Raw genomic sequence first — 25390 nt, forward strand, 5'->3', positions numbered from 1 at the left:
TCCCTGGAGTGTGCATCGTGAGAGTCCGCCGATCGGTCCGGAGGTGCCATGCCCCTGCAGATGAAGTTGACCGCGATAACACTCGACTGCCCTGATCCGCTGTCTGGCGGCGTTCTGTCAGCACGCGTCCGGCCCCGAATCCCACCCGGAAACAGACGCTGATTTCGCCGGTCTCCGCCGTGAGGACGGACTCTTCACCGGATTTGAACGGGCCGACGACTACCGAGCTCCACGCTGGCCCGACCAAATGTTCCCCAGTAGTTCCACCTCGGCTTTGTTGCGACCTTTGTGCCGGGCTTCATTGAGGCCTTCCTGGCGGCCAGTGGGCAGCATCCCGCAGTCCTGCCCTGGCAGTCCGAGGCCGCGCTATGCTTGCATCGGCTGGACCGGGAAGAGAAGGCCCAGCCGCTAGCGCTGAGGGAATTGCGACTGGCCCGCGAATGGGGCGCGCCCCTGGAAGGCCTACTTTCTGGCCGCGGTGAGTGAGACCGACGATGCGCAAGACGCGGCTGACGTTTTGCGGGGCCGCCTTGGATGCGGGCCACGAGGGCAAGAACGGCGTATTTCACCCCGAGCTGCTCCGCTCCATCCCCGACCGCAATCAACGGCTGCGCACCAGCGCCCGAGCTGTCATCAGGCGTGAGCCGAAGCGGTCACCGTGGCCGAGCCTTCCACGTGCGGTTCAGGCCCGAGGGCACCCGAACCGGCGATACACAAGCCGTAGCCCGGCGTCCGTGCTCAGTGATTCCCCGTATGCATAACCAGAAGGGGCCGCCCGAAGTGAACCGATCAAGCTCGGGAAATGCCGTGACTGCCAGGTGCTGGTCCCAAGGGTGTCCTGCCACTACCAGGGCGGCAGTCTGATCGGAGGACGAAAGCATGCCAAGTACACCCGTGCTGAATCCGCAGGTCGTGCAGGAGCTGGTGGACTCGCTCGAAGCTCCGTTCGTCATAGAGCTCGTCAACACGTTCTTGGAAGACTCTCCCCAACTGATCGACGAGATCCATCAGGGGATTCAGGACAACGAGCCGGAACAGGTACACCGTGCCGCGCACACGCTGAAATCATTCAGCAAGACTTTCGGGCTCGAGCAGCTGGGGTCGTTGTGCCAGGGGCTGGAGAAACTCTCCGCACACGGCGAACTGTCCGAGGGCACGAAGTCGGCCGCAAAGGACACCGAAGCCGCCTACCGCCCCGCTCGACAGGCTCTGGCAGACCTTCGACAGGAGCTTGTCCCCGTGAGGGCGCCCAGCAGCCGGCCACGGGAGAACTGATCGCGGGAGGGGGGCGATGAAGAGCCGCCACGCTGCGGTGACCGGCGAGGGCCCGGACGAACCTGGGCCGCACCCGCGGGGGCGGGGACGCAGTGCCTGCGCCCGCTGAGTGCTCTGATCGAAAACGTATTGCAGAGACATCCAAGATCATTCGCGACCCGGACTTGGACACCTACTACACCACGGCCGGTCTGCTCCTGACTGAGCCCGGACTGATGGAACGGATTTCCCACCTCGGCGACACCTCAGGCTGTTCCAGCCATTCGTCGTGCGCCCGCCAGGGATTACGGGACAGCTCTTTACGCTTCGCACCGGCGCCCACAGCCTGCCTGTCCAGCTCGCCGACCCGCTATCCCGGTCACTGGTTGGATACGCTGGGAATCGGCAAACTGCACCTGGCTCATGAGGGTGTGAGAGCCGGCTGCACGCCGACATCGACGAGAGACGCCCAGCTGCACACCGAGATCGACGAGCGACGCCAGGGTGTCCTGTCGAAGGAGTGGTGGCGATGAAGCGTTCTGTGCGGCGGCGGGTGAGTGTGTCGCTCCGAATGCTCGTGCGTGTTTTTGTTGTGGTCAATGCCCTATTGCTTGCCGTTGTGCTTACCCTGAGCGTAATTGCTGTGCAAAGCATGCAGGACGCTGCACGGGCCGAGAGTCGGCGCTCGGAATCGCTGCGCCTGGCCGACGAACTGCGCCAGACCTCCGATGATCTGACCCGCATGGCAAGGACGTACACGGTCACCGGGGAGTCACGTTACCGGGACTACTTCGCCGAGATCCTGGCAATCCGCGACGGCAGAGCCCCGCGCCCCGAGCAGTACGACCGTGTCTACTGGGACGTGATCACCGACACCGGACGGCCGCCCACTTCCTCCGGGCCGGCCGTCAGCTTCGATACGCTCGCCGCGCGGGCAGGGTTCACCGGTCAAGAGTTGAGCCTGCTCAAGACTGCCCGGTCGCGCTCCGACGCTCTGGCACGACTCGAAGAGACAGCCTTCGCTGAGATCGACAGGACCGCTGGAACGCCGAGGGCGGCTACCGGCCGGGACAGGGCCGCCGCGCTGCTCTACGGTGCGGATTACCATCACGCCAAGGCCCGGATCATGCAACCGATAGGGCGCGTGTTCGATCTGGTAGACGTGCGTACACAGCGGGAAACCGCGCAGGAAGTCGACCGGGCGACGGCATACTCGTCGGCAGCGGTCGGCGTCGCACTGGTGATGCTGTGCGGTATGGGGGTCGTCGCGGTTGTGGCGCGGCGAGCGATCATCCGTCCGGTCGGCATGCTCGACCACGCTACCGCGCGCATCGCCGAGGGCGACTTGCGCGTGCGTGCGCCGGTCGGGGGCATGAGCGAGATCAGCTCACTCGCCACGCGCTTCAACGGCATGGCTGAGCGGGTGCGGCTCCGAACCGGAGAACTCGAACTGCTTCAACGTGTCGCGGTCACCGCCAACGAGGCCGCTGACCTGACTGAGGCGACGCAGGTTGTCCTCGACCTTGTCTGTGGCTACACCGGCTGGCAGGTGGGCCACGCATACTGGCTCGCCCCTGATACGGCACGAGCCGAGAGCGCCAAGCTGGTGCCCTCGCGGGTCTGGCACTCCGCTGACTCCGCTGAGCTTCGAGCATTCCGGCAGGTGAGGGAAGCCAGCCCGCTGACCCCGGGAGAGGGGCTGCCCGGACGCGTATTTGCCAGCGGCAAGGCTGCATGGATCGTTGATGTGACCAAGGACCCCGAATTCTCCCGTGTCGGACATGCGGACGACATCGGTGTGCATGCCGCCATGGGATTCCCCGTGCTGGTGGGCGACGAAGTCGTCGCCGTGCTGGAGTTCTTCTCGTTCCAGTCGGCCGAGCCCGACGGGGCATTGCTCGACCTGATGGGAAACATAGGCACGCAGCTGGGCCGGGTCGTGGACCGTGTGCGTGCAGAGACTGCGGCACGCAACGTCAATTTGTTGCTGGAATCGACCGCCGAAGGTATCTACGCTACCGATCTCCAAGGAAAGTCCACGTTCGTCAACAAGGCCGCAGCCGAAATGCTGGGATACGAGCCCGACTCCCTGGTCGGCAAGCACATGCACGAGCTGTGCAGCCACACCCACCGCAACGGTCTTCCCTGCTCGATCGAGAAATGTCCGATCTGTGCGGCGTATCGGACCGGTCGTGGGCGCCAGACCGAGGGGGAGATGTTCAGACGGCGCGATGGAACCCTCTTTCCTGTGGCTTGCACCTCCTATCCGATCAGCGAGAAGGGGGAGTTCCGCGGGGCGGTTGTCACCTTCTCCGACGTCACGGCCCGGCGACGTGCCGAGGAGGCGCTGCAGCAGGCGAAGGAGGCAGCCGAGAGCGCCAACAACGCCAAGAGTGCATTCCTGGCGACAATGAGCCATGAGATCCGCACCCCGATGAACACGATCATCGGCATGACCGGGTTGTTGCTCGACACGGAGCTCGACCACGAGCAGCGCGACTTTGCCGGCGTCGTCCGTGAGAGCGCAGAGGCCCTGCTCGCGCTGATCAATGACATCCTCGACTTCTCGAAGATCGAGGCCAGTAAACTCAAGCTTGAGCACCAGCCGTTCCATGTCGGCGAGTGCGTTGAGGCCACGCTCGAACTCGTTGCCGCCGAGGCGGCCGCGAAGAACATCGAGTTGGCCTGCCTGGTCGACCCGGACGCACCCGAGGGCATGGTGGGTGACGTCACCCGCCTCCGGCAGGTGCTGCTCAATCTGCTGAGCAACGCGGTGAAATTCACCGAACGAGGCGAGATAGTAGTGACGGTCGACGCTGAGCCTCTGGCGGATGCCGGCGACGGGTCGGCCGTGTCCCCACGGTGCCGATGGCACTTTGCTGTGCGGGATACCGGAATCGGCATCCCGCCCGATCGAATCGAAGGATTGTTCGATCTGTTCAGTCAGGTCGATGTCTCAACGACCCGCCGCTACGGTGGCACCGGTCTTGGCCTGGCCATCTCAAAGCGCCTATGCGAACTCATGGGCGGAACGATCTTCGTGTCCAGTCGGCAAGGTGAGGGCTCGACGTTCCGCTTCACCGTCGAGGGTGGGACCGCAGACGTCCGGCGGCGCGGCCCTGTGCCAGAGGTAAGGCCGGAGCTGGCGGGAAAACGGGTGCTGGTCATCGACGGAAGTGCGGTCAACCGTCAGATCCTGATGACACAGATGGCGGCGTGGGGCATGCAGCCGATCACCACCGAGTCACCGACCGAAGCGGTCGAGTGGCTTTCGGCCGGAGCCCACTTCGACCTCGGAATCCTTGACACAAAGATGCCGGAGAGGAATGGCCCCACCCTCACCGAAACCATCCAGGCCACCCAGCAGCATCACTCCATCCCGCTCATCATGCTGACTTCGCTCGGTCAGCAGCGCAACGACCTCCCTGACTCCCAGATAGCCGCCTACCTGACCAAGCCGATCAGGCCGTCCCAGCTCTTCGACACCATCATCAGTGTGTTCACAGGGCAGTTGGCCGGTGCTGTTTCTGCCGTGGAGCGAGGGTCGGGAACGCAGCGGGGCGTGCCCCAGGGCACTTTGCGGATCCTCGTCGCAGAAGACCACGCGGTCAATCAGCGGCTGGCAATACTGCTGCTGGACAAACTCGGATACCGAGCCGATGTCGCGAGCACTGGTCTGGAGGCATTGGCGGCGCTCGAACGTCAACCCTACGACGTGATCCTCATGGACGTGCAGATGCCGGAGATGGATGGCCTGGAGGCGACCCAGCGCATCCGCTCGCGTTGGCCGGGAGAGGGTCGCCCCTACATCGTCGCAGTCACCGCCAACGCGATGGAGGGCGACCGGGGCCCTTGCATCGAAGCGGGGATGGATGACTACCTCACCAAGCCCATCAATCTCAAGGAGCTGGGCAAAGCCCTCGCCCGCTGTGCGCGCCGGGGCGAGCGCCCTCGTGGTGACTTCGGCTCGTCAAGGTGACGCCGGGGCGTCGAACCGGAGGCCGGGGCCGGCCGTGTTCCCTGAAACCGCCGGTGGAGCCGGTAGGCGACCTGTCCGTCATCCGCGGTTATCCGCAACGTCGCTGGACCGGTGGTGCGCTGCCTGACGGCTCGTCAGGGCGGGTCGCATCCCGGTTGCGGATGTCGTCGTGGCCGGGCCCTGCTGCCGGGGGTACGCAGTTCGAACCAGACGGTCTTCCCCGCGGCGGTGTGCCGTGCGCCCCAGCGGTTCGAGAGCTGGTCGACCAGGTGCAGCCCTCGGCCGTGGTCCTCGTCGGCCCGGGCCGGTGGACGGTCAGCGGGCGGAGCGGCGGGGCAGCCGTCGGCGATGTCGCAGCGCAGCGTCCGGTTAACGAGGGAGTGGGACATCCGCAGTTGGATGGGGCCCCAGGCGTGCTGGAGGGCGTTGGTGACCAGTTCACTCACCAGGAGCTCGGCGATCTCGACATGCTCGGTCAGCCCCCATCGGGCCAGCTCGGTCCGGATGATCCGCCGGGCATGGGGCACGGCGCGCACATGCGATTCGAGCGGCTGCGAGATCACTTTGCCGCGTGTCCTCCTCAGGTACCGGGCCAGCTGAGCGACCCGCGCGGCGGCGGTCGCCGCCTGCCGCCACAACAGACGGCACAGCGGAAACAGGACGCCCTCACGTACGGCGACACAGCGGGTGCGAATGACGGTACGCATGGCGACGCGGTCCGGCCGGGCGGAATCCGCCGCAGCAGGAGGCTGCAGGGGCGGGGGACGCCATACGGGAGCACTTGCGTGCGGCCTGGACCAGGAGAGGCCGTACGGCGCCAGGCTTGTGCCCGCCGTGGGCTGTCGGGCCGTGCCAGGAGACGATTCCGGTTCCGGGAACATCTGTCTGCCCTCGCTTCTCTCCGGGACCGAGGCCGGCTTGCGGGGTCAGGAAGCCACGCGGGCTCCGGTGGGGCACCCGAGCGGACCGTGGTGTGCGAAAGGGACTCGGGTCCTCACGGCCATCCCACCTCTTTCCGTGCCGTCGGCTGTGTCGGGGAGCTGACGTATGTCTTCACCGTGTACCCGGCGCCCTGGCGCAGTCGTTAGGGGAACCCCCTAGTACGACCCCCTAAACGGGGCGCCGGGTGCGGGGCGGTGGGCGGCCGGGGAGACGGGGTGGTGCGAGGAGGCGGGGGACGGGCCTGCGGCCGGTGTACCGCCCTGCTCTGGCGTGGGTTGCGTCAGGCGAGCAGGGGTCACTCAGCGTGGCGGCCGCTCCCGGGGCGTCGTGCGCCTACCGCTCCGACGTCACGGCCGCGAGTTGCTGAAGCTGTCGTGCCAGACGGCCGACCGGGTCGGTTTGCTCGGCGACCTGGTCCAGGGCCCCGGCCGGGAGCGCACCGCCGGCCATGGCCCGCACGGCCTCGGTGAGCTCGGCGAGCGCCTTTTCCACCTGTTCGAGCCGGATCTTCAGCAGGATGTTCTTGACCCTGGAGGTCAGCAGGAGGTGGTCCAGGGGCTTCGGCAGATAGTCCTCGGCGCCCATTTCGAGGCAGCGAATGACACTGTCCAGTTCGCCGACGGCCGACATCATGATCACGGGCGTGCGGCTGAGCTGCTGATCGTGCTTCATCAGTTCAAGCGTTGCGTAGCCGTCCATCCCCGGCATGAGGATGTCGAGCAGCACCACATCGAAGTCGCTCTCCCGCAGCATCTGGAGAGCCTCAAGCCCGTTCTCGGATGTCGCGGTCTCCAGCCCGGCCATTTCCAGGCGATAGGTGAGCATCATGCGGTTCGTGCGATCGTCGTCCACGACCAAGATGCGCCCTTTCCTTTCGGTTCTGTCCGTCACGGCGTTGCTATCGGTCATGGCCAAGCTCCGCTCTCTGGGCGACCAGCCTGTCTCTCGCAGCGCGGTACTCCCCTTCGATGCGGGTCACCAGCGATGCTGCTTCGCTGGGATTCCCGCTGGCGCCGATGTCCTCCGCGTCCTGGCACGGCCGGACGAGACGTGGGAATCCAAAGGTGTTCGCGTGGGACTTGAGCGTGTGGGCCGCTCTGCGGAGTTCGCTTCCGTCCCCCTGGTCCAGGCTGCGGCGAAGGCTTCCGATCAGTTGGGGGGAGTCCTCCAGGAAGGCATCGATGAGCCGGCTGACGAATTCCTTGCCGAAGGAGCCGACCAGGCGTGCGAAGGTGGGTTGGTCGAGGACGGGCAGGGCCGACGCCTCGGTGCCGGCACCGGCCTCCGGCTCGGGCTGCGCCGTCTCCGGACTCCGCGCGGGCGGACCGAGGGGCACACGGTCGAGTGCCTCGGCGAGGTCGACGCCGCGCAGGGGCTTTCTGAGGTAATCGTCCATCCCGGCGGCGAGGCAGGCGTCGCGGTCCTCGCTCATCGCATTGGCGGTGAGGGCGATGATGTACGGCCGATCCGCGGCGGACAGGGCCTGGTGGATCCGCCGGGAGGCGTCCAAGCCGTCCAACACCGGCATCTGTACGTCCATGAGGACCACGTCGTAGCGCGTGTGGTGCAGTGACTCCAGCGCTTCGGCTCCGTTGCCGACGGTATCCACCGAGTGACCGAGCTTCCGGACCATCCGCACGATCAGCTGCTGGTTCACCAGGTTGTCCTCGGCCAGGAGGATGCGCAGGGCGGCGGGGCGGCGCTCCTTCGCCTCCGCCCGCTGTGCCGTACGGGACGATTCGGCGGGCACCGTGACGCCGAGCAGCGTGCGGCACAGGTCCGTGTAGAGTTCGGCCGCCCGGATGGGTTTGGTGTGGTATCCGGAGAACTCCGCCAGACTCTCTCGGGTCGCCATGGGGCGGCCAACAGAAGTCAGCAGGTACAACGGCAGCTCTGCCATGCTCCGGTAGCTGCGGATTTCTTCCGCGAGCATGACGCCGTCCATGTCCGGCATCTGCATATCCAGAATTCCGATGTCGAACGGATCGCCTTGCCGGACCCATTCGAGGGCCTCTCGCGGCGATCCGGTGGCGCGCACCACCATCCCCCAGGCGCCCGCCTGGCGCGTGAGAATCATCCGGTTCGTGGATTTGTCGTCCACGACCAGCAGGTGTTTTCCTCGGAGCTCGATACGGGAGACCACCCGGCTGGAACGCATCGCTTCGGGAACTTCTCGCGTTTCCACCGTGAAGTGGAAGGTCGACCCCACGCCCAGTTCGCTCTCGACCCACATCGTGCCTCCCATCAGCTCGGCCAGCCGCTTGCTGATGGCGAGTCCGAGTCCGGTCCCGCCGAAGCGCCGGGTGGTGGACGTGTCGAGCTGCTCGAACGGCTGGAACAGCTGGCCCAGGCGGTCCGCGGCCATTCCGATGCCGGTGTCGCACACGGAGAAGTGGAGGCGGACGATGCCGTGCGCGTCCTCGGGAGCGGCCGGGTGGAGCGTTTCCGGCGGCTCCGGAAAGGAGCCCGCTTCTGCGTCGGCCCATGCGACCCTGAGGACGACTTCGCCGGTTTCGGTGAATTTGACGGCGTTGTTGAGCAGATTGATGAGGATCTGGCGCAGCCGGTCGATATCTCCGATGATTTCTTCCGGCAACTCCGGATCGATGATGTACGCCAAGTCGAGGTCCGACTTCTCCGCGGCCATCGGAGCGACGAAGTCGAAGGCTGATTCCACGCACTGCCGAAGCTGTAGCGGCTCAAGCCGGAGGTCGAATTTTCCGGCCTCGAACTTGGAGAAGTCGAGGATGTCGTTGATGATGGTGAGCAGGCTGTTACCGCTGTTCTGGATGACCTGAGCAAATTCGACCTGCTCGGCATTGAGCGGGGTGTCCTGCAGAATTTCGGTCATGCCGATCACCGCGTTCATCGGCGTGCGGATCTCATGGCTCATGGTCGCGAGGAACGCGCTCTTTGCCTGGGTGGCGACCTCTGCCGCCTCCTTGGACGCCTGGAGCTCCGCGGCAGCGCGGGACCGTTCCAGCACCCGTCCGAGCTGGGTGCTGATGTTGAGCAGCAGCCGCAGCAAGGCGTCGTTCGGCTCCATGGCCTCCGGAGTCAGGAAGTCGAGGACCGCCGCGACGTCCTTCCCGATGACGACCGGGACGGCGATCCTGCCGGTCACCCCGGCACTCTCGGCGTCGCCGGGCATCGTGTCAGGCCCGGCGGACCCCACGGCGATGTCACGTATCCAGGCGGGGCGGCCGGTGGCGCGCACCGTGGCGGGCAGGCCCTTCGGCTCGTACAGCCCGGCCGCTGTGGCGATGTCGTGCAGCGGCACCCGCAGGTTCTGTTCCTCGACGTGCCGGATGGGCGACGTGGTGAACTCCGGCTCCGGAGCGGGTCGGCCGGTGCGCGAGTCCGGCCTGGGCGGGGACTCGACGAGGTGGACGTGGCCGACCGGCCACCCCATGTGCCGGCACACCAGGTCCAGGGTCCTCTGCACCGCGTCCTCCCAGCTGTCCGCCTCGTTGGCGGCGGCAGCCACGTGCTGGAGCAGGCTGAGCGACTCGGTCTTCTGGTTCAGCTCCGCGGTGCGCTGGCGGACCTCCTCCTCGACGGCGGAGTAGCTCTCCTGGAGCCTCCCGGCCATGACGTTGAAGGCGGTGGCCATCGCGCCGATCTCATCGCCGCTCCGTACCGTCGCGCGGCGTGTGAGGTCACCCGCGGCCAGTGCCCGCGCGGCGTGCACCACGGCGGCCACGTTGCCGGCGATGCGCCGGGAGAGCAGCGCGGCCACCACGATGATCACGGCGAGGACGGCGGCGATGCCGGCCAGGACCCGCAGGTTGCGGTCGTGGAGGCTGTCCAGGCGGGCGTTGAGCATGTGGTCTTCCTGGTTGAACAGGGCTTTCCACAGGTGCGAGTTCGCCCGGATGGCGCCGGCGGTCCGGGCCCACCAGGCGGCCCGCGGGAGCGCGGTCCCGTTGCTGTTCGTGAACTGCCGGTTCACGGTGCCGGTCACCTCGCGGACCGATGAGGTGGCCTTGGTCAGCAGGGGCTGGATCGCGGGGCGGAGCCCGGTGTGGGACGTGGCCCCGAACGCCCGGTTCAGATCGCTGTTGAGCTGGAGGAGATTCTGGTTGAGCACCGTGGCGTCGTAGGCGATGCGTACCCGATTGCCGGTGGACCGGTCGCCCTGGGCCAGTACCGCGTCTCCCCGCTCCGCCATCTGGTACAGCTGGTTCATCATCTGCGGCTCGCGGAGCAGGAGGCCGGCCATCGTGTAGTACGTGTCGAGGTCGGGGTCGAGAATCAGCTTCGAGGTGTCGCCGACGTAGGAACCGAGCGCCAGCAGGTTCCCGATGAGCCGGGTGTACCGCGGCACGTCGGCGCGGACGTCGGAGGGTGCAGACGCCAGCTGCGCCCAGTCGTGGCGCAGAGCCGCGGGCGCCAGCCGGCTCTTCCCCTTGGCGGAGAGGCCGGGAACGGTCGTGCGCAGCGGCTCCCTCAGCCGTCGGTCGACCTGCAGGAGCGCCGTGAAGTCCGCGTTGACGGCACGGTCGGCTGCCGCGATGCGGCTCCTCGGTACGGACTCTCCGGTGGTCTCGCGGTGCAGCAGCGCACGGCGGTCGGAGACGTCCTGGACCAATGCGCTCAGGGGACGCAGGTACTGGACGCCGCTCAGCTCGGTCCGAGTAAAGCCGATCTTGCTGTTCTGCTGGTCGACCAGGGAGAACGTGGCCACCCCGAGGGGGATCATGAGGGCGAGACAGAGGGCCAGCAGTTTGTGCCAGATGCGGGGCGCGAAGCGCATTCTGCGGCTGCTGCGCGCTCCGCCCTGCGGTCCGTCCGGGGCTGGGGGCGGCTTCGCATCGGGCACGGCGGACATGAGTTACTCCGGTTCGTCCGCCGCGTGGGTCTGCTCCGACAGCCCACCGAGCTGGCGTCGGCTGGTGACACCGAGCTTCCGGTAGACGCTGGAAAGGTGGACCTCCACGGTCTTGGCCGTGACGAACAGCTGCTGCGCGATCTCCCGGTTGGTGTGCCCGGCAACGGCGAGGTCGTAGACCCGTTGCTCACTCGGTGTCAGCGACCGGAAACCGGTGACCGCATGGCGCCGCGGTCGAATTCCCGCCACATGCAGCTCGTCCTGGACCTGCTGGACGAGGGGCGCCGCGCCACGGGCCTCGGCGATGTCCAGGGCGTCGCCGAGCAAGGTCCGCGCCTGGCTCCGTACGCCGTGCCGGCGCAGCGCCGCCCCGTAGTCCGCCAGCGCCTTGGCGTACTCCAGGCGGGCCGGGGAGCCCTCCAGCCGGGTGACCGCCTGGCGCAGGAGACCGATGTCCGCGTCGCCCTCGCTCAGCGTGCCGGCGATGCGCAGCGCGCGGCCGAGAGCCCGGGGCGCGCTCCAGTAACGGGCCAGTCTGAGCTCGGCGTCGGCCATGCTCCTGGCCTCCGCGTCCCGGCCGAGCAGATGCAGGCACAGGGCGGCCTCCGACCGCCAGGGGACGATGGCGGGGTTGTCCCCGCCGGCCGCGCTGAACGACGCGCCCGCAGCCAGCGCGGTGTTGAGCGCCTCCGCCGTGTGGCCCTGAAGGCGCAGGAGGTGGGCGCGGCTGTAGAGCACGTAGTACATCAGCCCGGTCAGCGGCGCGGGATCGGGAACCCCGGTCCACTCCAGTGTGGCCTGCGCACGCGACAGCGCACCCTGCTCGATCTGCACCTCGGCCTGGACGGGTCCGAGGACCAGCCGGTGCAGATCCAGCGAGGACGCGTCGACGGCGTGCCTCGCGTCCGAGGCGTCCGCGGCGGCCTCGTCGAGATTGCCCTGGTACAGCCACGCCATCGCGCGGTAGACCAGGGCCCCGGTCAGGTCGTTGACCGACCCCTGCCAGTGCGCCTGCTCGACCGCGGCGTCCAGACTGCCCAGGACCTCCCTGCGGTCGGCGCTGATCAGCGCCAGCCAGCCGAAGGACAGCGACAGCTGTCCTTCGGACGGCCCGGCCGGCGCGTCGTGGAGCGCGCGCTGCGCCCGGACGACCGCCCGCGGGTCGCCGATGACCGCGTCGTGCCCGGCGATGACGCAGTCCAGGTACCGGCCGCCCATGCTCTCGCTCGGTTTGGGGGAGCGCAGTGCCGCAACGCGGCCGAGGATGTCCTTACGCAGATCCGCCCGGCCGGGTTCGTAGAGCGGGATCGAAAGGATGCAGGCGTTCAGCTGGTAGAGCAGTTCGGTGTCCCGCGGTGTCGTATCGGCCAGGGCCTGTTGCCAGATCGCCAGGGCTTCTTCGGCGCGCCGCAGCGCGAGCAGCGCGTCACCGAGGGCGAGTGCGATGTCGACGCGCTGCCGGGACGGCCCGGCCAGCTCGTGTGCCTCCGTGAGATACGGAACGGCTGCCGCGCTGTCCACCCGCCGCACGGCGCTGCCGAGGGCGAGGAGAAGGTCGAGCCGGTCACCGGCCGGCGGAGGCTCGGCCAGGGCGCGGCGCAGATACTTCGCCGCGGTCTCCGGGGATCCGCGGGCCAGGGCGCTACGCGCCGCCGACCACAGCAGGGTCACGGTCTCCGCGTCCCCGGCGGGCACGGTGCGCAGCAGGTGCAGGGCGACCTTCTCGATCTCGGCCTTGGAGTCCCGGAGCAGGTGCGCGGCGGTCCGGTGTGCGCGGTGGCAATCGGCCGGTGTGATCTCCTCGTACACGGCGGCCCGCACGAGCGGATGTACAAACCCCCACCGGGGGTTCAGCACGTCCGACGGTACGACGGTGTGGAGAATCTGGGCGTGTTCCAGGCTCTTCGCCGCCTGAAGTGCCTCGTCGTGGTCAAGCCCCGCCAGCTCCGCCGCACAGCTGAGGTCCGCACCGTCCCCGAGCACCGCGATGGCGCAGGTCAGCGGCCCACAGCTGTGGGGGAGGCGCCGCATCCACATCGCCACCCGCCGGGCGATCGCCCGCGGGCCCAGGGCGTAGACCTGCGGGATGTGCGCGGCGGTGGGTTCGACGTGCTCGGCGACGAGCGTCTCGGTGAGCTCCTTGAGCAGGAGGGGATTCCCGCCGGTCGCGGACCAGCAGGCGGAGAGGAATTCGTCGTCCTCCGGTTCGGGTGACCCTGATTTCGCGAATTCACTGATGACGAGCGAGGCCGATGCCTCGGCACTCAACCTGGACGGAGAAACGAGCACCGAGGGCGCTGCGGTGACTATCTGGTCGATGGTATGCGAATGGGAATTTGCTTCGAATGGTCTGAGGGTTCCCACCACGCAGGCCGAGATGTCCTCAAGGCGCGGCATCAGATAATTGAGAAATTTCAGCGAATCGCTGTCCGCCCAGTGCAGGTCGTCGACCGCAATCATGAGGGGCTGCTCATCGCAGATGTCTGCGGTCAGCCAGTACAACCCGTGAAGCATGGCGAAATCCCCGCCAGGGGAGCGCTCGGGATCCACTCTCTTCAGTACGATCGCCGCCTGACCTGCGGTGCCGGACAGAATGCGCTGCCGATTTTCTGTCGTAGCCCGTGCAAGGAGCGGTTCGAAGAGCTGCCGCACCACTCCGAAGGGGAAGTCGCTCTCGAGTTCTGATCCTCGCGCGCCGGCCACCTGAAAACCGGCGGAAACAGCGATCCGCTTGGCTTCGGACAGCAGACTGGTTTTTCCGATTCCGGGCGCACCCTCGATCATCACGGCTTCTCCATGGCCGTCACGGGTCGCATCCATCGCCGCCCGCAACACCTTGAGCTCGCCGCTTCGCTCGTACAGTGCGGCCGTGTGCGGCATACATTCCAGTATGCGCGACAGGGCCATGGGGATGCCCGCTCCGGAGTTCCTGTGGAGCCGGTGCGGCCGGCGATCGGCTGCTTCGGCGGCTGGGCAGTTTCGTTTGGATCAGTCGGCCGTTGGTCCGGGTGTGCCGTTAACAGATGTGCAGTGGGCTCGAATTGAGCCGTGGCTTCCGGACCGGACGCCGAAGCGGGGTGGACGCTGGCGTGATCACCGGGAGGTGATCGACGCGATCGCCTTCAAGTTCCAGACCGGAACACAGTGGGTCCACCTGCCGGAGAAATACGGCAACTGGAGGGGCGTCTACAACCGGCTGCGGAGGTGGGCCCGGCCATCAGGCTCGCGAGCATCACCATGCTCACCCAACGCCCAGGCGCGACCCACGGCTCCTTGCCTTCGAGGCGGACAGCCACCTTCGGGCGGCATCGCCTCACCAAAGAAAACGAGGTCCTAGTGGTGTGGTGGTGCCATGGATCCGCTGAAAGAGCCGCGGGCACCGGTGTGGATACTGATCACCATGCGCACTGACTTCGATCCCGCTGCCCTGTCCCGCAACGAGTTCTACCGGCTGTTGACCGCCACCGTGGTGCCGCGGCCGATCGCCTGGGTGTCCACGGTCTCGGCGGACGGAACGCACAACCTCGCCCCGCACTCCTTCTTCACGATCGCCAGCGTGGCGCCGCCCGTTGTGCAGTTCACTTCTGTCGGGCGCAAGGACACTCTGCGCAATGTCGAGGCAACCGGACAGTTCGTGGTGAACCTCGCGCCGGAGGGGCTCTTCGAGCAGATCAATGACACGGGTACGGATTTCCCGCACGGGGTGAGCGAGTTCGAGGCGGCCGGGGTCGTTTCCGAGGCGAGTCTGCGGGTCAAGCCGCAGCGGGTGGCGGCCTCGCCGGTGGCGCTGGAGTGCGAGGTGCACAGCACGCTGGGGATTGGAGATTCCACCGTGGTGTTCGGGCGCGTGGTGCATGCGGTGGTGTCGCAGGACGTCCTGGTCGACGGGCACCCCGATATCTCCAGGATGAAGCCCCTGTCACGCCTGGGGAAGGATGAATGGGGGACGGTCGGGGACGTACGGGAGCTCTCCCGTATCCGGCATGCGGATTGGCGCGGGCCGGCCGGCGACCGGTAGGGAAGCAGGCGGGAATCGGGGCCGGATGTCCGGCCGGATTCCTGGGGTGGGCGGCGCCTCGTGATGTGGATCTTGCTGCGTCACCAGGCGCCGCGCCCGCATGGGGAACGGTTCGTTTGACGCACACCGGCCCCTGGTGCCGGACGGACGAGGACCGCGTCGGTTGATTCTCACGTCGCTGAGGGAGAGCACGCCGCGCGCCACGATCCGTACGCACTGTGCGCACGGTCGGTTTCCGAGCGATCACCTACCGGTTCAGGCGCTGCTCGAATGGTGAGTGCGAGCAGGGTGACGGCGCGTTGCGGGGTGCGATCGCTGTTTGCTCAGGAGGGCGTGGGCCGGCGGGCGGCGGAGCCGCGGATCTGCAGGCTGTCGAGAAGTTCTTGGGTCGCGGCCGCCACGGCGTCCACGGCATGGTCGAACACCTGGCGGTTGTGGGCGGCCGGGGCGCGGAATCCGGAGACCTTGCGGACGTACTGCAGGGCCGCGGCCCGGATGTCCTCGTCGGTGACCTCGGGGGTGGTGGGCGGACGGAGCGTCTTGATGCTGCGGCACATGGGTCCAGTGTGCCTCGCGGCGCCGCGGTCAGCCGTCGAGTCCCGTCACCCGCATCGTGATGTTGAGGCGGCCGCCGGCCAGACCGGACGCCGGGTCGCCGGTGCCCGGCCGGACCTTAGGAACGCCGTGGTAGGCGAAGCGGGACGGCCCGCCAAAGACGAAGAGGTCACCGGAGGCCAGCTCGATATCGGTGTACGGCTTGGTCCGCGTCGCGGTGTTGCCGAACCGGAAAACGCAGGTGTCACCGATGCTGAGGGAGACGACCGGCGCGCCGGAGCGCTCTTCCTTGTCCTGGTGCATACCGAGCTTTGCCTGGTCGTCGTAGAAGTTGATCAGTGCGGTGTCGGGTGTGTAGCCGTCGCCCGCAGTGGAGTCCTGATACGCCTCGACCAGCGCGCGGCGGCCCAACTCGACCATCCAGTGGGGGAATTCGGCCACTCGGGCGCCATTTACGTCGTCGGCGGTGCGGGTGTACGCGTACGGCTGCCAGTGCCAGCCGATGCACACCGTCTGGACGGACATCACTCCGCCGCGCGGGAGCTTGGTGTGCCGGATCGGAGCCGGGCCGCGCGCCCAGCCACGGCACGCGGTGACCAGTTCCCGCTGCTGGGCCAAGGTCAGCCAGCCGGGAACGTGGACGGCGCCGGGAGCGACTTCCTGTCGGCCGCGCGTACGGGCATGGCTCTGGCCGTTCGCGGGGGAGCCGCGGCCTCCGGCCACGCCGAACCCTCCGGACACTCCCGAGCCATCTGATCCACTGGATTCGCTGACTCCGCCAGAGCCGTCCGACTCTCCGGGCTCTCCGGACCCTCCCGGCCGGCCGGAGCCACCCGGTCGGCCATATCCTTCGGCGCCCGCAGGCTCCCCGTGGCGCTCGAAGTCTGAGGAGCCCTCGAAGCCCTCGAAGCCCCCGAAGTTCTCGAACCCGGGAAGTGGCGTACTCATCTGTTCCTGCCTCATCGCTAGCTGCCTACAGCGTGCCACGGGGGATGGACCGACGGCCTACGGGCCGGTAGCTGCCGGCTGGGTGACCCAGCCACGGTCGATGGCCCAGGTGCCGCCGTCCGCCGTGGCACCGCGCATGCCCTGCAGCGTCGCCGGGCCGGCCAAAGCGGGGATGCGGGAGTCGCCCAGGGCCGCAAAGCCGAAGGTGCGGGCGGGGTCCCAGTCGGTGCTGTGGCGCAGTCGGCGGCTCATCTGGGCCCAGCCGCGAGGCGCGGCGGCCACCACCCAGGCATCCGGTTCCTCTGCGGTGAAGCGGCGGGCCGCCCGTAGCCAGGACGCGGCGGATTCCGGCCAGTCGACCAGGGTGAGGACGGGCTGCCGGCCCATCCCGTGCCACGCCTCGACGAAGGCGGCCGCGGACGAACGCGAGGCAGCGTCCCGACTGTGCCCGACGACCACCGTCGCGGTACGTGCGCGGGGCGAGGTCAACAGGCCGAGGAGGGCGGCAAGCTCCTTCTCGGAGTGCGGGGCGGGGGAGGGCAGGACGTCGTAGGCAGCCAGCTCGGCCGGGGAAATGAGGGGCGAGGTCATGGGAACGGGGTACTCGCGGCGGGCTCAGATGAGGGTGGGCTGGAGGGAGCCCTCATGCGTGAGCAGCGCAATCTTGGCTTCGACGCCCGCCGCATAGCCGCGCATCGTCCCATCCGCGCCGATCACGCGATGGCACGGGCGCAGGATCAGCAGAGGGTTCGAGCCGATCGCGGCCCCCAGAGCCCGTACGTCGCGCCGCGGCACTCCGAGTACTTCGGCCAGTCGGCCGTAGGAGGTCGTGGTGCCGTACGGAATCGCTTCCAGCGCTTGCCGGACACGCTCCTGGAAGTCCGTGCCGTCGGTGCGGAACTCCAGCTCAAAGCGGGTGAGCTCACCGGCGAAGTAGGCGCGGAGCTGCTGGACGGCCTCGGCGAAGGAGTCAGGGGCGTGCTGCCAATGTGGCTGCACGCCGACGCTCTGCTGCTGCGGCATGGTCAGGGAGGCAAGGGCGGTACCGCCGGGGGCGGTGGCTGATGCCTCACCTACGAGCAGCAGCTCACCCAGAGGGCTGTCGAGGGTTGTGTAGAGGGTGGTGACAGTGGTCGTCTCGGGGGAGATCATGGCGCGTCCTCGTTCGTGTCCGCTGCTTTCGCTCTTTGAGTTTGCGGGGCCGAGGCCGCATCGGCTGGCGGAAATCGGACGTCACGGTTGGCCGCTTGCGGCAGCCCGCCCGATCTGCCACGCAGAGGTGACGCCAACCCCTGACCAAGCACCCTCGACCGACCGGATGTGAGGATGCAGTGGCAGGGGCAGCTCGTTGCTGTTGGCAGGCCTCGCCTTTAAGCGATTGCCTTGGGGCGAGGCCTTCGCACGGCTTCGGTGGGCGGTGCATGCATGAACTTGATCGCGCACGCCGCCAAACAACTAACACAGCACTAAAACCGCGTTGGGGCTTGCTCATTCGCCGCAACAGGGGCAGGCACGCGCAGGCGCAGAGCCATGGGGGCTACGCCGCCTCGACGACCTCCGTGACCTCCGAGCGCACCGCCATCGTCCATATCTCCAGCAACACCGCATACTCCGCCATGTCCTGAGCCGACCACGCGAGGCCGCGCCGGGCGCGTACAAAGCGCCGGATCGATTCGTTCGCCTCGGAAGCAGGGACGGGCACACCAGTATGGGCAGAGGGAGTTGGGGACATATGAGCAATGCTAGGGGCAGACACTGACAACGCAGCCCCGCGCGCATAGGCCCATGGCCCGTACCTGTTGCCCCGGTCGCCGCTTCGACGGCCCCTCAACTTTCTGACCAGCAAAGACCGTAGGCCATTGACGGGACCCGCGTTGGCTGCATGTGTCCATTCCCACACGCTCCGCGGTCGCCCCGCGGCCAGTCCCGAGGGCACGCCCACGCCCGTACCGAGGAGAAGCCCATGCGTCGATGCCGCCGCCTCTCAATGGAGGAAGAAGCAGAAGGGGTGCCCAGCCGGATCAAGGAACACCCGGACATCGTCCTCTGATGGGAACGTGGCGCGCCTCGCTCCCGCCGCGATCGCGTAGGCCTCGGCCTCGTCAAGATCATCGACCCGGAGATCGAGGTGGAGCATCTTCTGCTGCTCCTCGGGCCGTTCCGGCCACACGGGGGTCTGATATCCGGGCTCGGACTGGAACGAGAGCCCGGTGCCGCCGTCCGGACAGGCAAGCAGCACCCAGTCCGGTTCGCCGGCCTTCACCTCCCAGCCGAGCAGCTGCCGGCAGAAGTCCGCAAGCACATGCGCATCCGGGCAGTCCAAGACCACCGTCGCCAGCGAAATCCGCGGCCGTCCAGTCATCGTCGGTCCCACCGCTCTCACCCCTCCCAGCACTGCGGCTACTCCTGCCTTTCCCGTCATTCGCACTTCATCGCCCACAGCGCCAAGGCCGGCCGAGGATGGATCAAGATCAGGCTGCGGCCTTGCTGGGTGCTATCCCGGCCTCCCGATCGGGTGACGTCTCAAGCCCCCGTTGAAGCCGGCCCGGAGGGACCACGGCACCGCCGCCACCTCAGGGAATGCCCTGTGGGGCAGCCGCAATGCCCTCATTGCGCTGGGCCCGCGGAGCTCCCGACGGTCGACCGCTGACCGCACCGTCGCGTAACGCCGACCCGCGTTGTCAGTGGTGCCCCCTACCGTGGCTTCCGTAACTATCCGAGCTGCTGGCGCTTCTCGGACCCGCTCCGCTCCCGTGACAGCGCACGGGAGCGGAGCACATATCCGAGTGGCGGAGCGGCCCTATTGGTGACGTACCGGAAGGGGGCGCTCCTGCGGACCGGCGAGGAGGGGGTGCGGCGGATGCGTGTCGGGCTGGTCCGGGAGCCGGCCGTCATCTCTCCCGCACAGCGCCTGCGCGACGTGCGCGTCCATGGCGGTGTCTACAGGGCTGGTCTGGGGGATGCCGTTCCCATCGAGCTTCTGATAGCGCGTCAAATTGAAACCGAGGGACATTTGCCGCCGGCCGTCCGGGCTGGACAGGGACCAGGTCATCGCCCCCAGCACGAGGCCGTTGTGTCCCCAGAACTCTCCGCACGGCAGGCGCTTCTGGAACAGTCCCAGGCCATAGCGCAGCGTGTTGTTCTCAGTAGGCACCGTGGTCTTCATCTGCCGTAGCTGAGCGGGGGCGAGCAGTTCACCGCCCAGCAGCGCACGGTAGAAGCGGTTCAGATCCGCCATGGTCGATACGAGTGACCCCGCCGTGCCGGCCCAGGACATGTTGTAGACGCTGAAATCCCGTGGCGGTGTGAACCTGCCGTACGCAGCTTCGTACATCTTGGCGTGCGGTCCGGTGAGGTGGGCCGATCGCGGGAAATGGGTGTGCCGGAGCCCCGCCTTCCGGATGACGTGCTCGGTGATGTACGCCTGCGGCGACTTGCCGGTGACCTTCTGCAGCAGGAGCCCCGCAAGCACGAAGTTGGTGTTGGAGTAGTGGTGAGCGCGACCCGGTTTGCCCAGCGGCTTCGCCTTCAGCCCCAGCCGGGCCAATTCCTGGGGATCGAATTGGTGGGAGCGGTTGCCTTCGACGCTGTCCTCTGTCGCGAAGATCGCCTCGGAGTAGTCGCCGATGCCGCTGGTGTGGTTCAGCAGCATCCGGACGGTGATGGCCCGGCCGCGTGCCCCAGGGGCCAGGTCGGGAAGGTAGCGGCCTATCGGAGCGTCGAGTGCGATGCGCCCCTTGCCGACCTCCCGGAGGACGCCGACCGCGGTGAAGGTCTTGGTGATGCTGCCGATGCGGTGCCTCATCTGCGGCGTGGTGGGGCGCTCGGTGTCGATGTCGGCGACGCCCGAGGCGCCCTGCCACCCTGCGGCGCCCTTTCGCACCGCAGAGTAAGCGCCGTACATCCCAGCGTCATGGAACGCCTTGAGTGTCGCCTCCAGAGCCTCTCGGTCAAGGCCGGACCGGCTGGCGGCTGCCTCGGCGGCATTGCCTGCGGGCCTGGTCGTTGCAGCGGCAGCCGAGGCCGTGGTGGGAATCGTCAGTGCGAGTAGGGCGGCGGTGGCCGTCCCCGCCAGCCGCAGGCGCCGGCGAGGGGGTAAGGCAACGGGCATGGATTCTCCGTCAGTTCAGGGTCTTCGTCGGCGGTCGATCTTTGCTGGCCCGATTCTCGCGGTGGGGCAAGCGGCCGGTCGTCAACCCTTGGAACGACCTTGATCACAAGCCCAGATGACAAATGTCAGGTTTCCCGAGGGCGGTTCTACGCAAGGGCTCATCTGGCCAGGGCCTCGCATTCGTGCCCTCCTCAGGCGCCGTGGGCGGGAGTGCGTGAGGATGGAATTGCCGAGGTGCAGCGGCGCGCTGAGAGAGAGCGGCGGCGGGGAGCGCCCGAGGTACCTGCCCAGTTGTATCGGGAGGCCCTGATGGATTACCCGGAAAGCTATGAGCTGGTATTTCAAGCTCCTGCGGTGGAGGACGACGTAGTGATCGTCCATCGCACCGAGCGGGCGGGAGCCGGCGGGTATCCGGTCTACGAGGACGAGTCGGGGATCGTACGCGCGGAGATCAGCGACCGGGGCGAGGTCCGCATGCTGGCCAGCGGGGGGCACCAGATGCTCCGTACGCCGCTGCTGGCACGACCCCTCACCCCGTGAGCTTCAGGAGCCCAGCCGGCAGAGGGTGCTGCGCCTGCGCGAACACGTTCTGTGGGTCACCGCTCGCGCTGTGTTTTCATCCGTGGGGTCGAGTGGCGACGCTTGAGGTAACGGCCTGCCGGAGGCTCCTTCGATTGCCCTCGGCCACCCTCTGCGTTTCGGTCGTTACGGATGCGTGTGAAGCGCGCAGAAGCGCGATGCGTGAAGTCCGGAGAAGCGTGAGTCGTGATCTCAGGGCGGATTTCCACGCCGCGTGGATTTCAGAGGCCGCGTAGATGGCCGCGCTGCCGAGGCGTTCGCGGGGCGCCGGGGTCCGACGCCTTCTCGGTGTCCGCGTTGCTGCTTTCCCCGGCTGTATCGGTCGCGCCAGTCGCCTCGGCTCCGGTAGCCCCGCCGGTCTCAGTCTCGGGGCCGGGCCCGCTGATCCTGAGGCAGCTGACTTCGGCGGCGTTGGGCTGCTCGGCGGTCTCGGGCTGCGGGGCGGGCTGGGCGGTATGGCCTTCGAGTACCGCCATGGCGCGTTCGAGCGTCTCACCGGTGACCTGCATCCGGATCCTGGCCAGTCGTTCTAACTCGGTACGCGACACCACGTCAGGGTACCTGTAGTTAGTTCAAACCTCGGTTCGCCACAAAAATGGCTTGAGTGGCCGCAGTTGACTGTCGCCATTTCTCCAACGGGAGTTTCGCGGGGTGGCTCTTTCGAAGGTGCCGGTGTGCCTGCTTGCGCCCACCCCTAATAGATCACTCCATTGGTATGGACATGCCGCGGACGGCGCCATAACCTGACGCTGGTCTAGACCGCAGTTCCGTCGCTGTCCTGGCCATTCCTGTGCTCCAACGTCACGTGTCTCCACGCCAGTTGGTCGACCCCGGCCGCGCTGCCGCACTGCGACTGGCCTCAACTGGCGCTCCGCCAAGGCGATCCCCCCACACAGCGGCCGCTCCGTGCCCGAAGGCCGGCCGCGAGAAGGAGTCACCGTCATGAGGTCACGTATTGCCGCGCTGCTGAGTGCCGCGACCGTTGCCGTGGGCGTAGCCCTCGTTGTGCCGATGACGTCCGCGGCCGCCACGACGGGCTGCGGTTCCCACTGCGTCGCGGCCTCGGACGGCGTCGACGTACCGGCCGAGGAATTCGTCGTCAGCGAGGCGCAGTTCAACCAGATGTTCCCGAACCGGAATGCGTTCTACACGTACAGCGGGCTGACCGCGGCGCTCAGCGCCTACCCGGAGTTCGCGAACACCGGGAGCGACACCGTGAAACGTCAGGAGGCCGCGGCCTTCCTCGCGAACGTCAGCCATGAGACCGGCGGCCTGGTGTATGTGGTTGAGCAGAACACCGCGAACTATCCCCACTACTGCGACGCCAGTCAGCCGTACGGGTGCCCTGCCGGCCAGGCGGCCTACTACGGCCGCGGGCCGATACAGCTCAGCTGGAACTTCAACTACAAGGCGGCGGGCGATGCGCTCGGCATCGATCTTCTGAACAACCCCTACCTGGTGGAGCGGGATGCTGCCGTGGCCTGGAAGACCGCCCTCTGGTACTGGAACACACAGACCGGGCCGGGCACCATGACCCCGCACCAGGCGATGGTCAGCGGTGCGGGCTTCGGCGAGACCATCCGCAGCATCAACGGCTCCCTGGAGTGCAACGGCGGCAACCCCGGCCAGGTGCAGAGCCGGATCAACAGTTACCAGGGCTTCGTGCAGATCCTGGGCACCACACCCGGTGGCAACCTGAGCTGCTGACGCAATGTGGGGGCGGCCCCACCACGACCGGCGGCGGTGGGCGCCTCCTCGGCCGGTCCCGTCCGGCCAAGGAGCCGCCCACGGTCCGCCGGACGGACGCCCTACCCCTTCCAGCGCACCGGCAGCTGTTCCGTCCCCCGCATGAGCATCCCGGCGCGCCAGGTGAGGTCGTCGAAATCGGCGTCCATGGCGAGGTCGGGGCAGCGTTCCAAGAGGGACCGCAGGGCGATACGGGCCTCCAGACGGGCCAGCGGGGCGCCGAGGCAGAAGTGGATGCCGTGGCCGAAGGCGGTGTGTCCGCGAGCGTCGCGGGTGATGTCGAAGTCATCGGCAGCGGCGAACTGTTCCTGGTCCCGGGAGGCGGAAGCCAGGGCGATCGCTACCGTCTGGCCGGCGGGAATCCGGGTGCCGCCGATCTCGACCGGCTTCGCGGTGAAGCGCCAGGTGGCCGTCGCCACCGGGCCGTCGTAGCGGAGCATCTCCTCCACGGCGTTGTCGAGGAGGGAGAAATCGGCGCGCAGGGCAGCCAGTTGGGCCGGATGCTGGAGCAGGGCGCGTACGCCGTTGGACAGGAGGCTGACGGTCGTTTCGTGGCCCGCGACCAGTAGCAGGAACGCCGTGCCGACCAGCTCGTCACGGGAGAGCTGGTCGCCGTCCTCGTCGCTGGTGCGGATCAGGGCGCTGAGCAGACCGTCTCCCGGCGCGTTGCGCATGGTTTCGATGAGGTCGACGAGGTAGCCGGACATCGCCACGACTGCCGCTTGCGCGGCCTCCTCACTGGTCGGCGCGACGATCTCGTTCGACCAGGAGCGGAAGGCGTCCCGGTCCATCGCCGGGACGCCGAGCAGTTCGCAGATGACGGTCATGGGCAGCGGGAAGGCGAAAGCCTCCACCAGGTCGGCACGGCCCTCCGGGGCGGCGAGCATCGTGTCCAGCAGCTCGTCGGTGATCTCCTGTACCCGTGGCCGTAGTGCTTCGACGCGGCGGGCCGTGAACTCCTTGGCCACCAGCTTCCGCAGCCGGGTGTGCTGGGGCGGGTCCGTGTCCAGCATGTTCGTCCACAAGGCCGAATCCGCGCTCTCGTCGCTCTGCAGCCCGGCCTCGCGCCAGTCCTTGCTCAGGCGAGGGTCGGTGAGCGCGGCACGGACCGCTTGGTGCCCGACGACCAGCCATCCTTCCTGGCCGTAGGGGAGGCGCACCCGGTGGACGGGCCCCTGGGCGCGCAGCTTGGCGTAGTACCGGTAAGGATCCCTGGTGAAGTCCTCGCCGTAGGCCCCCAGATCGACAATCTCTGCCATGCGTGCCGCCCCTTCTGATGATCCCCGATGATGCACGATTCCCGGCACCGGTCAGACCGTACGCAGGGGATTCCGGCGTCAACATCGGCCCAACGGAGGAGGCGCAGTGATCCATGTCCTCCGTCCGTAGTGCTCCGGCTGTCGTTCTGTCGTCCAGCTGAGACCGGTGAGGCCAGGGGCGGCGGGTGAGCGGGGCCTGCTCCATCATGAACAATCCAGGGGCCCGGACCACTACGGTCCGTACGTGACCGGCGGCGTCGTCGGCGCGATCGAACCGTCGCAAGCACCTCCACCGGGGCCGCCGCGGCCCGGCTGCTCGTCCTCGTCCCGGGCCTCTGACCGGCAGGAATCCGCTGGCTGGCGCGGTTCCCCCGATGGCATGCTGTCCGGCGTGAACGGACCCGAGATCCACCTCAGCTTCGCCCCTGCCCTGCACCTCTTCGTCGGTTCGGCGCACAGCACCGCCGGTGTGCCCGTGGTGACCGATGGGTCGTCCACGCTCGGCCATGTCGTCGAGTCGCTCGGTGTCCCGCTCACCGAGGTCGGCAGGCTTGTCGTGGACGGCGCCGAGGTCCCGGTCTCCCATGTCCCGCAGGCGGGCGAGAGCATCGAGGTGCACGCCGTCGAGCGCCCGCAGCGGCTTCCCGACGCGCCGCTGCGGTTCCTGCTCGACGTACACCTCGGCACACTGGCGCGCAGGCTGCGGCTGCTCGGCGTGGACGCGGCGTACACGAACGAGGACCCCGGCGACGCGGCGCTGGCGGCGCTCTCGGCGCAGGAACAGCGGGTGCTGCTTTCCCGGGACCGCGGGCTGCTGAGACGGCGGGAGATCTGGGCGGGGGCGTTCATCTACAGCGACCGGCCCGATGACCAACTCCGGGACGTACTGGAGCGATTCGCCCCCACACTCGCCCCGTGGACGCGCTGCACGGCTTGCAACGGCCGGCTCATGGACGCCGACAAGGACTCCGTCCGCGAGCACCTCGAGCACGGCACGCAGCGTACGTACGACGTCTTCGCGCAATGCACGGCATGCGGCCGCGTCTACTGGCGGGGTGCCCACCATGCCCGGCTGGAGGCAATCGTCGAAAAGGCGCTCCGGGAGAGCGCCGGCTGAACGACGGGGCAGGCACTCCGCGATGTTTCACATGAAACATCGTGGAACGCC

At 67.8% G+C, this 25390-nt stretch carries 21 protein-coding genes and 1 pseudogene; 9 read left to right on the plus strand and 13 right to left on the minus strand.

The window, feature by feature from the left end; all coding sequences use genetic code 11:
* Nucleotides 1–48: 48 nt before the first annotated feature.
* The 4 genes and pseudogenes from ACFW5B_RS31035 to ACFW5B_RS31050 all read left to right on the plus strand — a co-directional run.
* A pseudogene (locus tag ACFW5B_RS31035) lies at nt 49–256 on the plus strand (VOC family protein); the annotation flags it as partial.
* Nucleotides 257–894: 638 nt separating this feature from the next.
* On the plus strand, nt 895–1275 hold the full coding sequence (locus ACFW5B_RS31040; RefSeq protein WP_386446919.1) for an Hpt domain-containing protein: 381 nt from the start codon (nt 895–897) through the stop codon (nt 1273–1275).
* Nucleotides 1276–1439: 164 nt separating this feature from the next.
* Complete coding sequence (locus tag ACFW5B_RS31045; protein ID WP_386446922.1) at nt 1440–1787, plus strand: hypothetical protein; 348 nt, start codon at nt 1440–1442, stop codon at nt 1785–1787.
* A complete protein-coding gene (locus ACFW5B_RS31050; RefSeq protein WP_386446925.1) occupies nt 1784–5233 on the plus strand; it encodes a response regulator in 3450 nt (1149 codons plus the stop codon). Before ACFW5B_RS31045 ends, ACFW5B_RS31050 begins: the two co-directional genes overlap by 4 nt.
* Before the next feature lie 134 nt (nt 5234–5367).
* Here ACFW5B_RS31050 and ACFW5B_RS31055 read toward each other — a convergent pair whose 3' ends face one another.
* The 4 genes from ACFW5B_RS31055 to ACFW5B_RS31070 form a co-directional block, all read right to left on the minus strand.
* Nucleotides 5368–5940: an ATP-binding protein gene (locus tag ACFW5B_RS31055; protein WP_386446928.1), complete on the minus strand. Its 573-nt coding sequence runs from the start codon at nt 5938–5940 to the stop codon at nt 5368–5370.
* Nucleotides 5941–6508: 568 nt separating this feature from the next.
* On the minus strand, nt 6509–7084 hold the full coding sequence (locus tag ACFW5B_RS31060) for a two-component system response regulator (protein ID WP_386446930.1): 576 nt from the start codon (nt 7082–7084) through the stop codon (nt 6509–6511).
* On the minus strand, nt 7074–11006 hold the full coding sequence (locus ACFW5B_RS31065; RefSeq protein WP_386446933.1) for a response regulator: 3933 nt from the start codon (nt 11004–11006) through the stop codon (nt 7074–7076). Before ACFW5B_RS31065 ends, ACFW5B_RS31060 begins: the two co-directional genes overlap by 11 nt.
* 3 nt (nt 11007–11009) lie before the next feature.
* The gene (locus ACFW5B_RS31070) at nt 11010–13913 is read right to left on the minus strand and encodes an AAA family ATPase (protein WP_386446936.1); all 2904 of its coding nucleotides are present in this window, start codon (nt 13911–13913) and stop codon (nt 11010–11012) included.
* A 4-nt stretch (nt 13914–13917) separates the two neighbouring features.
* Between ACFW5B_RS31070 and ACFW5B_RS31075 the strand changes: the two genes are divergently transcribed.
* Together ACFW5B_RS31075 and ACFW5B_RS31080 are read left to right on the plus strand one after the other, a co-directional pair.
* Nucleotides 13918–14343: a transposase gene (locus tag ACFW5B_RS31075; protein ID WP_386447023.1), complete on the plus strand. Its 426-nt coding sequence runs from the start codon at nt 13918–13920 to the stop codon at nt 14341–14343.
* 63 nt (nt 14344–14406) lie between these two features.
* Nucleotides 14407–15024 (plus strand): flavin reductase family protein, encoded by a 618-nt coding sequence (locus ACFW5B_RS31080; protein ID WP_386446939.1) that lies wholly within the window; start codon nt 14407–14409, stop codon nt 15022–15024.
* A gap of 323 nt (nt 15025–15347) precedes the next feature.
* Here ACFW5B_RS31080 and ACFW5B_RS31085 read toward each other — a convergent pair whose 3' ends face one another.
* From ACFW5B_RS31085 to ACFW5B_RS31115, 7 genes are all read right to left on the minus strand, one after another.
* Nucleotides 15348–15581: a DUF2277 domain-containing protein gene (locus ACFW5B_RS31085; protein WP_386446942.1), complete on the minus strand. Its 234-nt coding sequence runs from the start codon at nt 15579–15581 to the stop codon at nt 15348–15350.
* Nucleotides 15582–15609: 28 nt separating this feature from the next.
* On the minus strand, nt 15610–16302 hold the full coding sequence (locus ACFW5B_RS31090) for an alpha-ketoglutarate-dependent dioxygenase AlkB family protein (protein ID WP_386446945.1): 693 nt from the start codon (nt 16300–16302) through the stop codon (nt 15610–15612).
* A 282-nt stretch (nt 16303–16584) separates the two neighbouring features.
* A complete protein-coding gene (locus tag ACFW5B_RS31095) occupies nt 16585–17118 on the minus strand; it encodes a hypothetical protein (RefSeq protein ID WP_386446948.1) in 534 nt (177 codons plus the stop codon).
* A 24-nt stretch (nt 17119–17142) separates the two neighbouring features.
* Nucleotides 17143–17679, minus strand: coding sequence for a methylated-DNA--[protein]-cysteine S-methyltransferase (locus tag ACFW5B_RS31100; RefSeq protein ID WP_386446951.1), 537 nt, complete (start codon nt 17677–17679; stop codon nt 17143–17145).
* A 385-nt stretch (nt 17680–18064) separates the two neighbouring features.
* Complete coding sequence (locus ACFW5B_RS31105) at nt 18065–18229, minus strand: hypothetical protein (protein WP_386446954.1); 165 nt, start codon at nt 18227–18229, stop codon at nt 18065–18067.
* Between the two features lie 282 nt (nt 18230–18511).
* Nucleotides 18512–18949: a VOC family protein gene (locus tag ACFW5B_RS31110; RefSeq protein ID WP_386446957.1), complete on the minus strand. Its 438-nt coding sequence runs from the start codon at nt 18947–18949 to the stop codon at nt 18512–18514.
* Nucleotides 18950–19327: 378 nt separating this feature from the next.
* Nucleotides 19328–20638, minus strand: coding sequence for a serine hydrolase domain-containing protein (locus tag ACFW5B_RS31115; RefSeq protein ID WP_386446960.1), 1311 nt, complete (start codon nt 20636–20638; stop codon nt 19328–19330).
* Nucleotides 20639–20947: 309 nt separating this feature from the next.
* Here ACFW5B_RS31115 and ACFW5B_RS31120 point away from each other — a divergent pair, with 309 nt between their 5' ends.
* Nucleotides 20948–21178: a DUF6296 family protein gene (locus tag ACFW5B_RS31120; protein ID WP_386446963.1), complete on the plus strand. Its 231-nt coding sequence runs from the start codon at nt 20948–20950 to the stop codon at nt 21176–21178.
* Nucleotides 21179–21438: 260 nt separating this feature from the next.
* Here ACFW5B_RS31120 and ACFW5B_RS31125 read toward each other — a convergent pair whose 3' ends face one another.
* Nucleotides 21439–21726, minus strand: coding sequence for a hypothetical protein (locus tag ACFW5B_RS31125; protein WP_386446966.1), 288 nt, complete (start codon nt 21724–21726; stop codon nt 21439–21441).
* Nucleotides 21727–22159: 433 nt separating this feature from the next.
* Here ACFW5B_RS31125 and ACFW5B_RS31130 point away from each other — a divergent pair, with 433 nt between their 5' ends.
* Entirely contained in the window at nt 22160–22924 is a 765-nt protein-coding gene (locus ACFW5B_RS31130; RefSeq protein ID WP_386446968.1) for a chitinase, read from the plus strand.
* A gap of 101 nt (nt 22925–23025) precedes the next feature.
* Here ACFW5B_RS31130 and ACFW5B_RS31135 read toward each other — a convergent pair whose 3' ends face one another.
* Nucleotides 23026–24222, minus strand: coding sequence for a cytochrome P450 (locus ACFW5B_RS31135; protein ID WP_386446970.1), 1197 nt, complete (start codon nt 24220–24222; stop codon nt 23026–23028).
* Between the two features lie 391 nt (nt 24223–24613).
* Between ACFW5B_RS31135 and ACFW5B_RS31140 the strand changes: the two genes are divergently transcribed.
* Complete coding sequence (locus ACFW5B_RS31140) at nt 24614–25339, plus strand: Mut7-C RNAse domain-containing protein (RefSeq protein WP_386446973.1); 726 nt, start codon at nt 24614–24616, stop codon at nt 25337–25339.
* Nucleotides 25340–25390 lie beyond the last annotated feature (51 nt).

The organism is Streptomyces sp. NPDC058773 (genome assembly GCF_042746015.1).
Classification (GTDB): Bacteria; Actinomycetota; Actinomycetes; order Streptomycetales; family Streptomycetaceae; genus Streptomyces.

What these genes read in the sequence shown, in the direction of transcription:
- ACFW5B_RS31050 (WP_386446925.1), top strand. Translation starts at nt 1,784, where the DNA reads ATGAAGCGTTCTGTGCGGCGGCGGGTGAGTGTGTCGCTCCGAATGCTC.
- ACFW5B_RS31055 (WP_386446928.1), bottom strand. Translation starts at nt 5,940, where the DNA reads ATGCGTACCGTCATTCGCACCCGCTGTGTCGCCGTACGTGAGGGCGTC.
- ACFW5B_RS31060 (WP_386446930.1), bottom strand. Translation starts at nt 7,084, where the DNA reads ATGACCGATAGCAACGCCGTGACGGACAGAACCGAAAGGAAAGGGCGC.
- ACFW5B_RS31065 (WP_386446933.1), bottom strand. Translation starts at nt 11,006, where the DNA reads ATGTCCGCCGTGCCCGATGCGAAGCCGCCCCCAGCCCCGGACGGACCG.
- ACFW5B_RS31070 (WP_386446936.1), bottom strand. Translation starts at nt 13,913, where the DNA reads ATGGCCCTGTCGCGCATACTGGAATGTATGCCGCACACGGCCGCACTG.
- ACFW5B_RS31075 (WP_386447023.1), top strand. Translation starts at nt 13,918, where the DNA reads ATGCCCGCTCCGGAGTTCCTGTGGAGCCGGTGCGGCCGGCGATCGGCT.
- ACFW5B_RS31080 (WP_386446939.1), top strand. Translation starts at nt 14,407, where the DNA reads ATGCGCACTGACTTCGATCCCGCTGCCCTGTCCCGCAACGAGTTCTAC.
- ACFW5B_RS31085 (WP_386446942.1), bottom strand. Translation starts at nt 15,581, where the DNA reads ATGTGCCGCAGCATCAAGACGCTCCGTCCGCCCACCACCCCCGAGGTC.
- ACFW5B_RS31095 (WP_386446948.1), bottom strand. Translation starts at nt 17,118, where the DNA reads ATGACCTCGCCCCTCATTTCCCCGGCCGAGCTGGCTGCCTACGACGTC.
- ACFW5B_RS31100 (WP_386446951.1), bottom strand. Translation starts at nt 17,679, where the DNA reads ATGATCTCCCCCGAGACGACCACTGTCACCACCCTCTACACAACCCTC.
- ACFW5B_RS31110 (WP_386446957.1), bottom strand. Translation starts at nt 18,949, where the DNA reads ATGACGGGAAAGGCAGGAGTAGCCGCAGTGCTGGGAGGGGTGAGAGCG.
- ACFW5B_RS31115 (WP_386446960.1), bottom strand. Translation starts at nt 20,638, where the DNA reads ATGCCCGTTGCCTTACCCCCTCGCCGGCGCCTGCGGCTGGCGGGGACG.
- ACFW5B_RS31120 (WP_386446963.1), top strand. Translation starts at nt 20,948, where the DNA reads ATGGATTACCCGGAAAGCTATGAGCTGGTATTTCAAGCTCCTGCGGTG.
- ACFW5B_RS31125 (WP_386446966.1), bottom strand. Translation starts at nt 21,726, where the DNA reads ATGCAGGTCACCGGTGAGACGCTCGAACGCGCCATGGCGGTACTCGAA.
- ACFW5B_RS31130 (WP_386446968.1), top strand. Translation starts at nt 22,160, where the DNA reads ATGAGGTCACGTATTGCCGCGCTGCTGAGTGCCGCGACCGTTGCCGTG.
- ACFW5B_RS31135 (WP_386446970.1), bottom strand. Translation starts at nt 24,222, where the DNA reads ATGGCAGAGATTGTCGATCTGGGGGCCTACGGCGAGGACTTCACCAGG.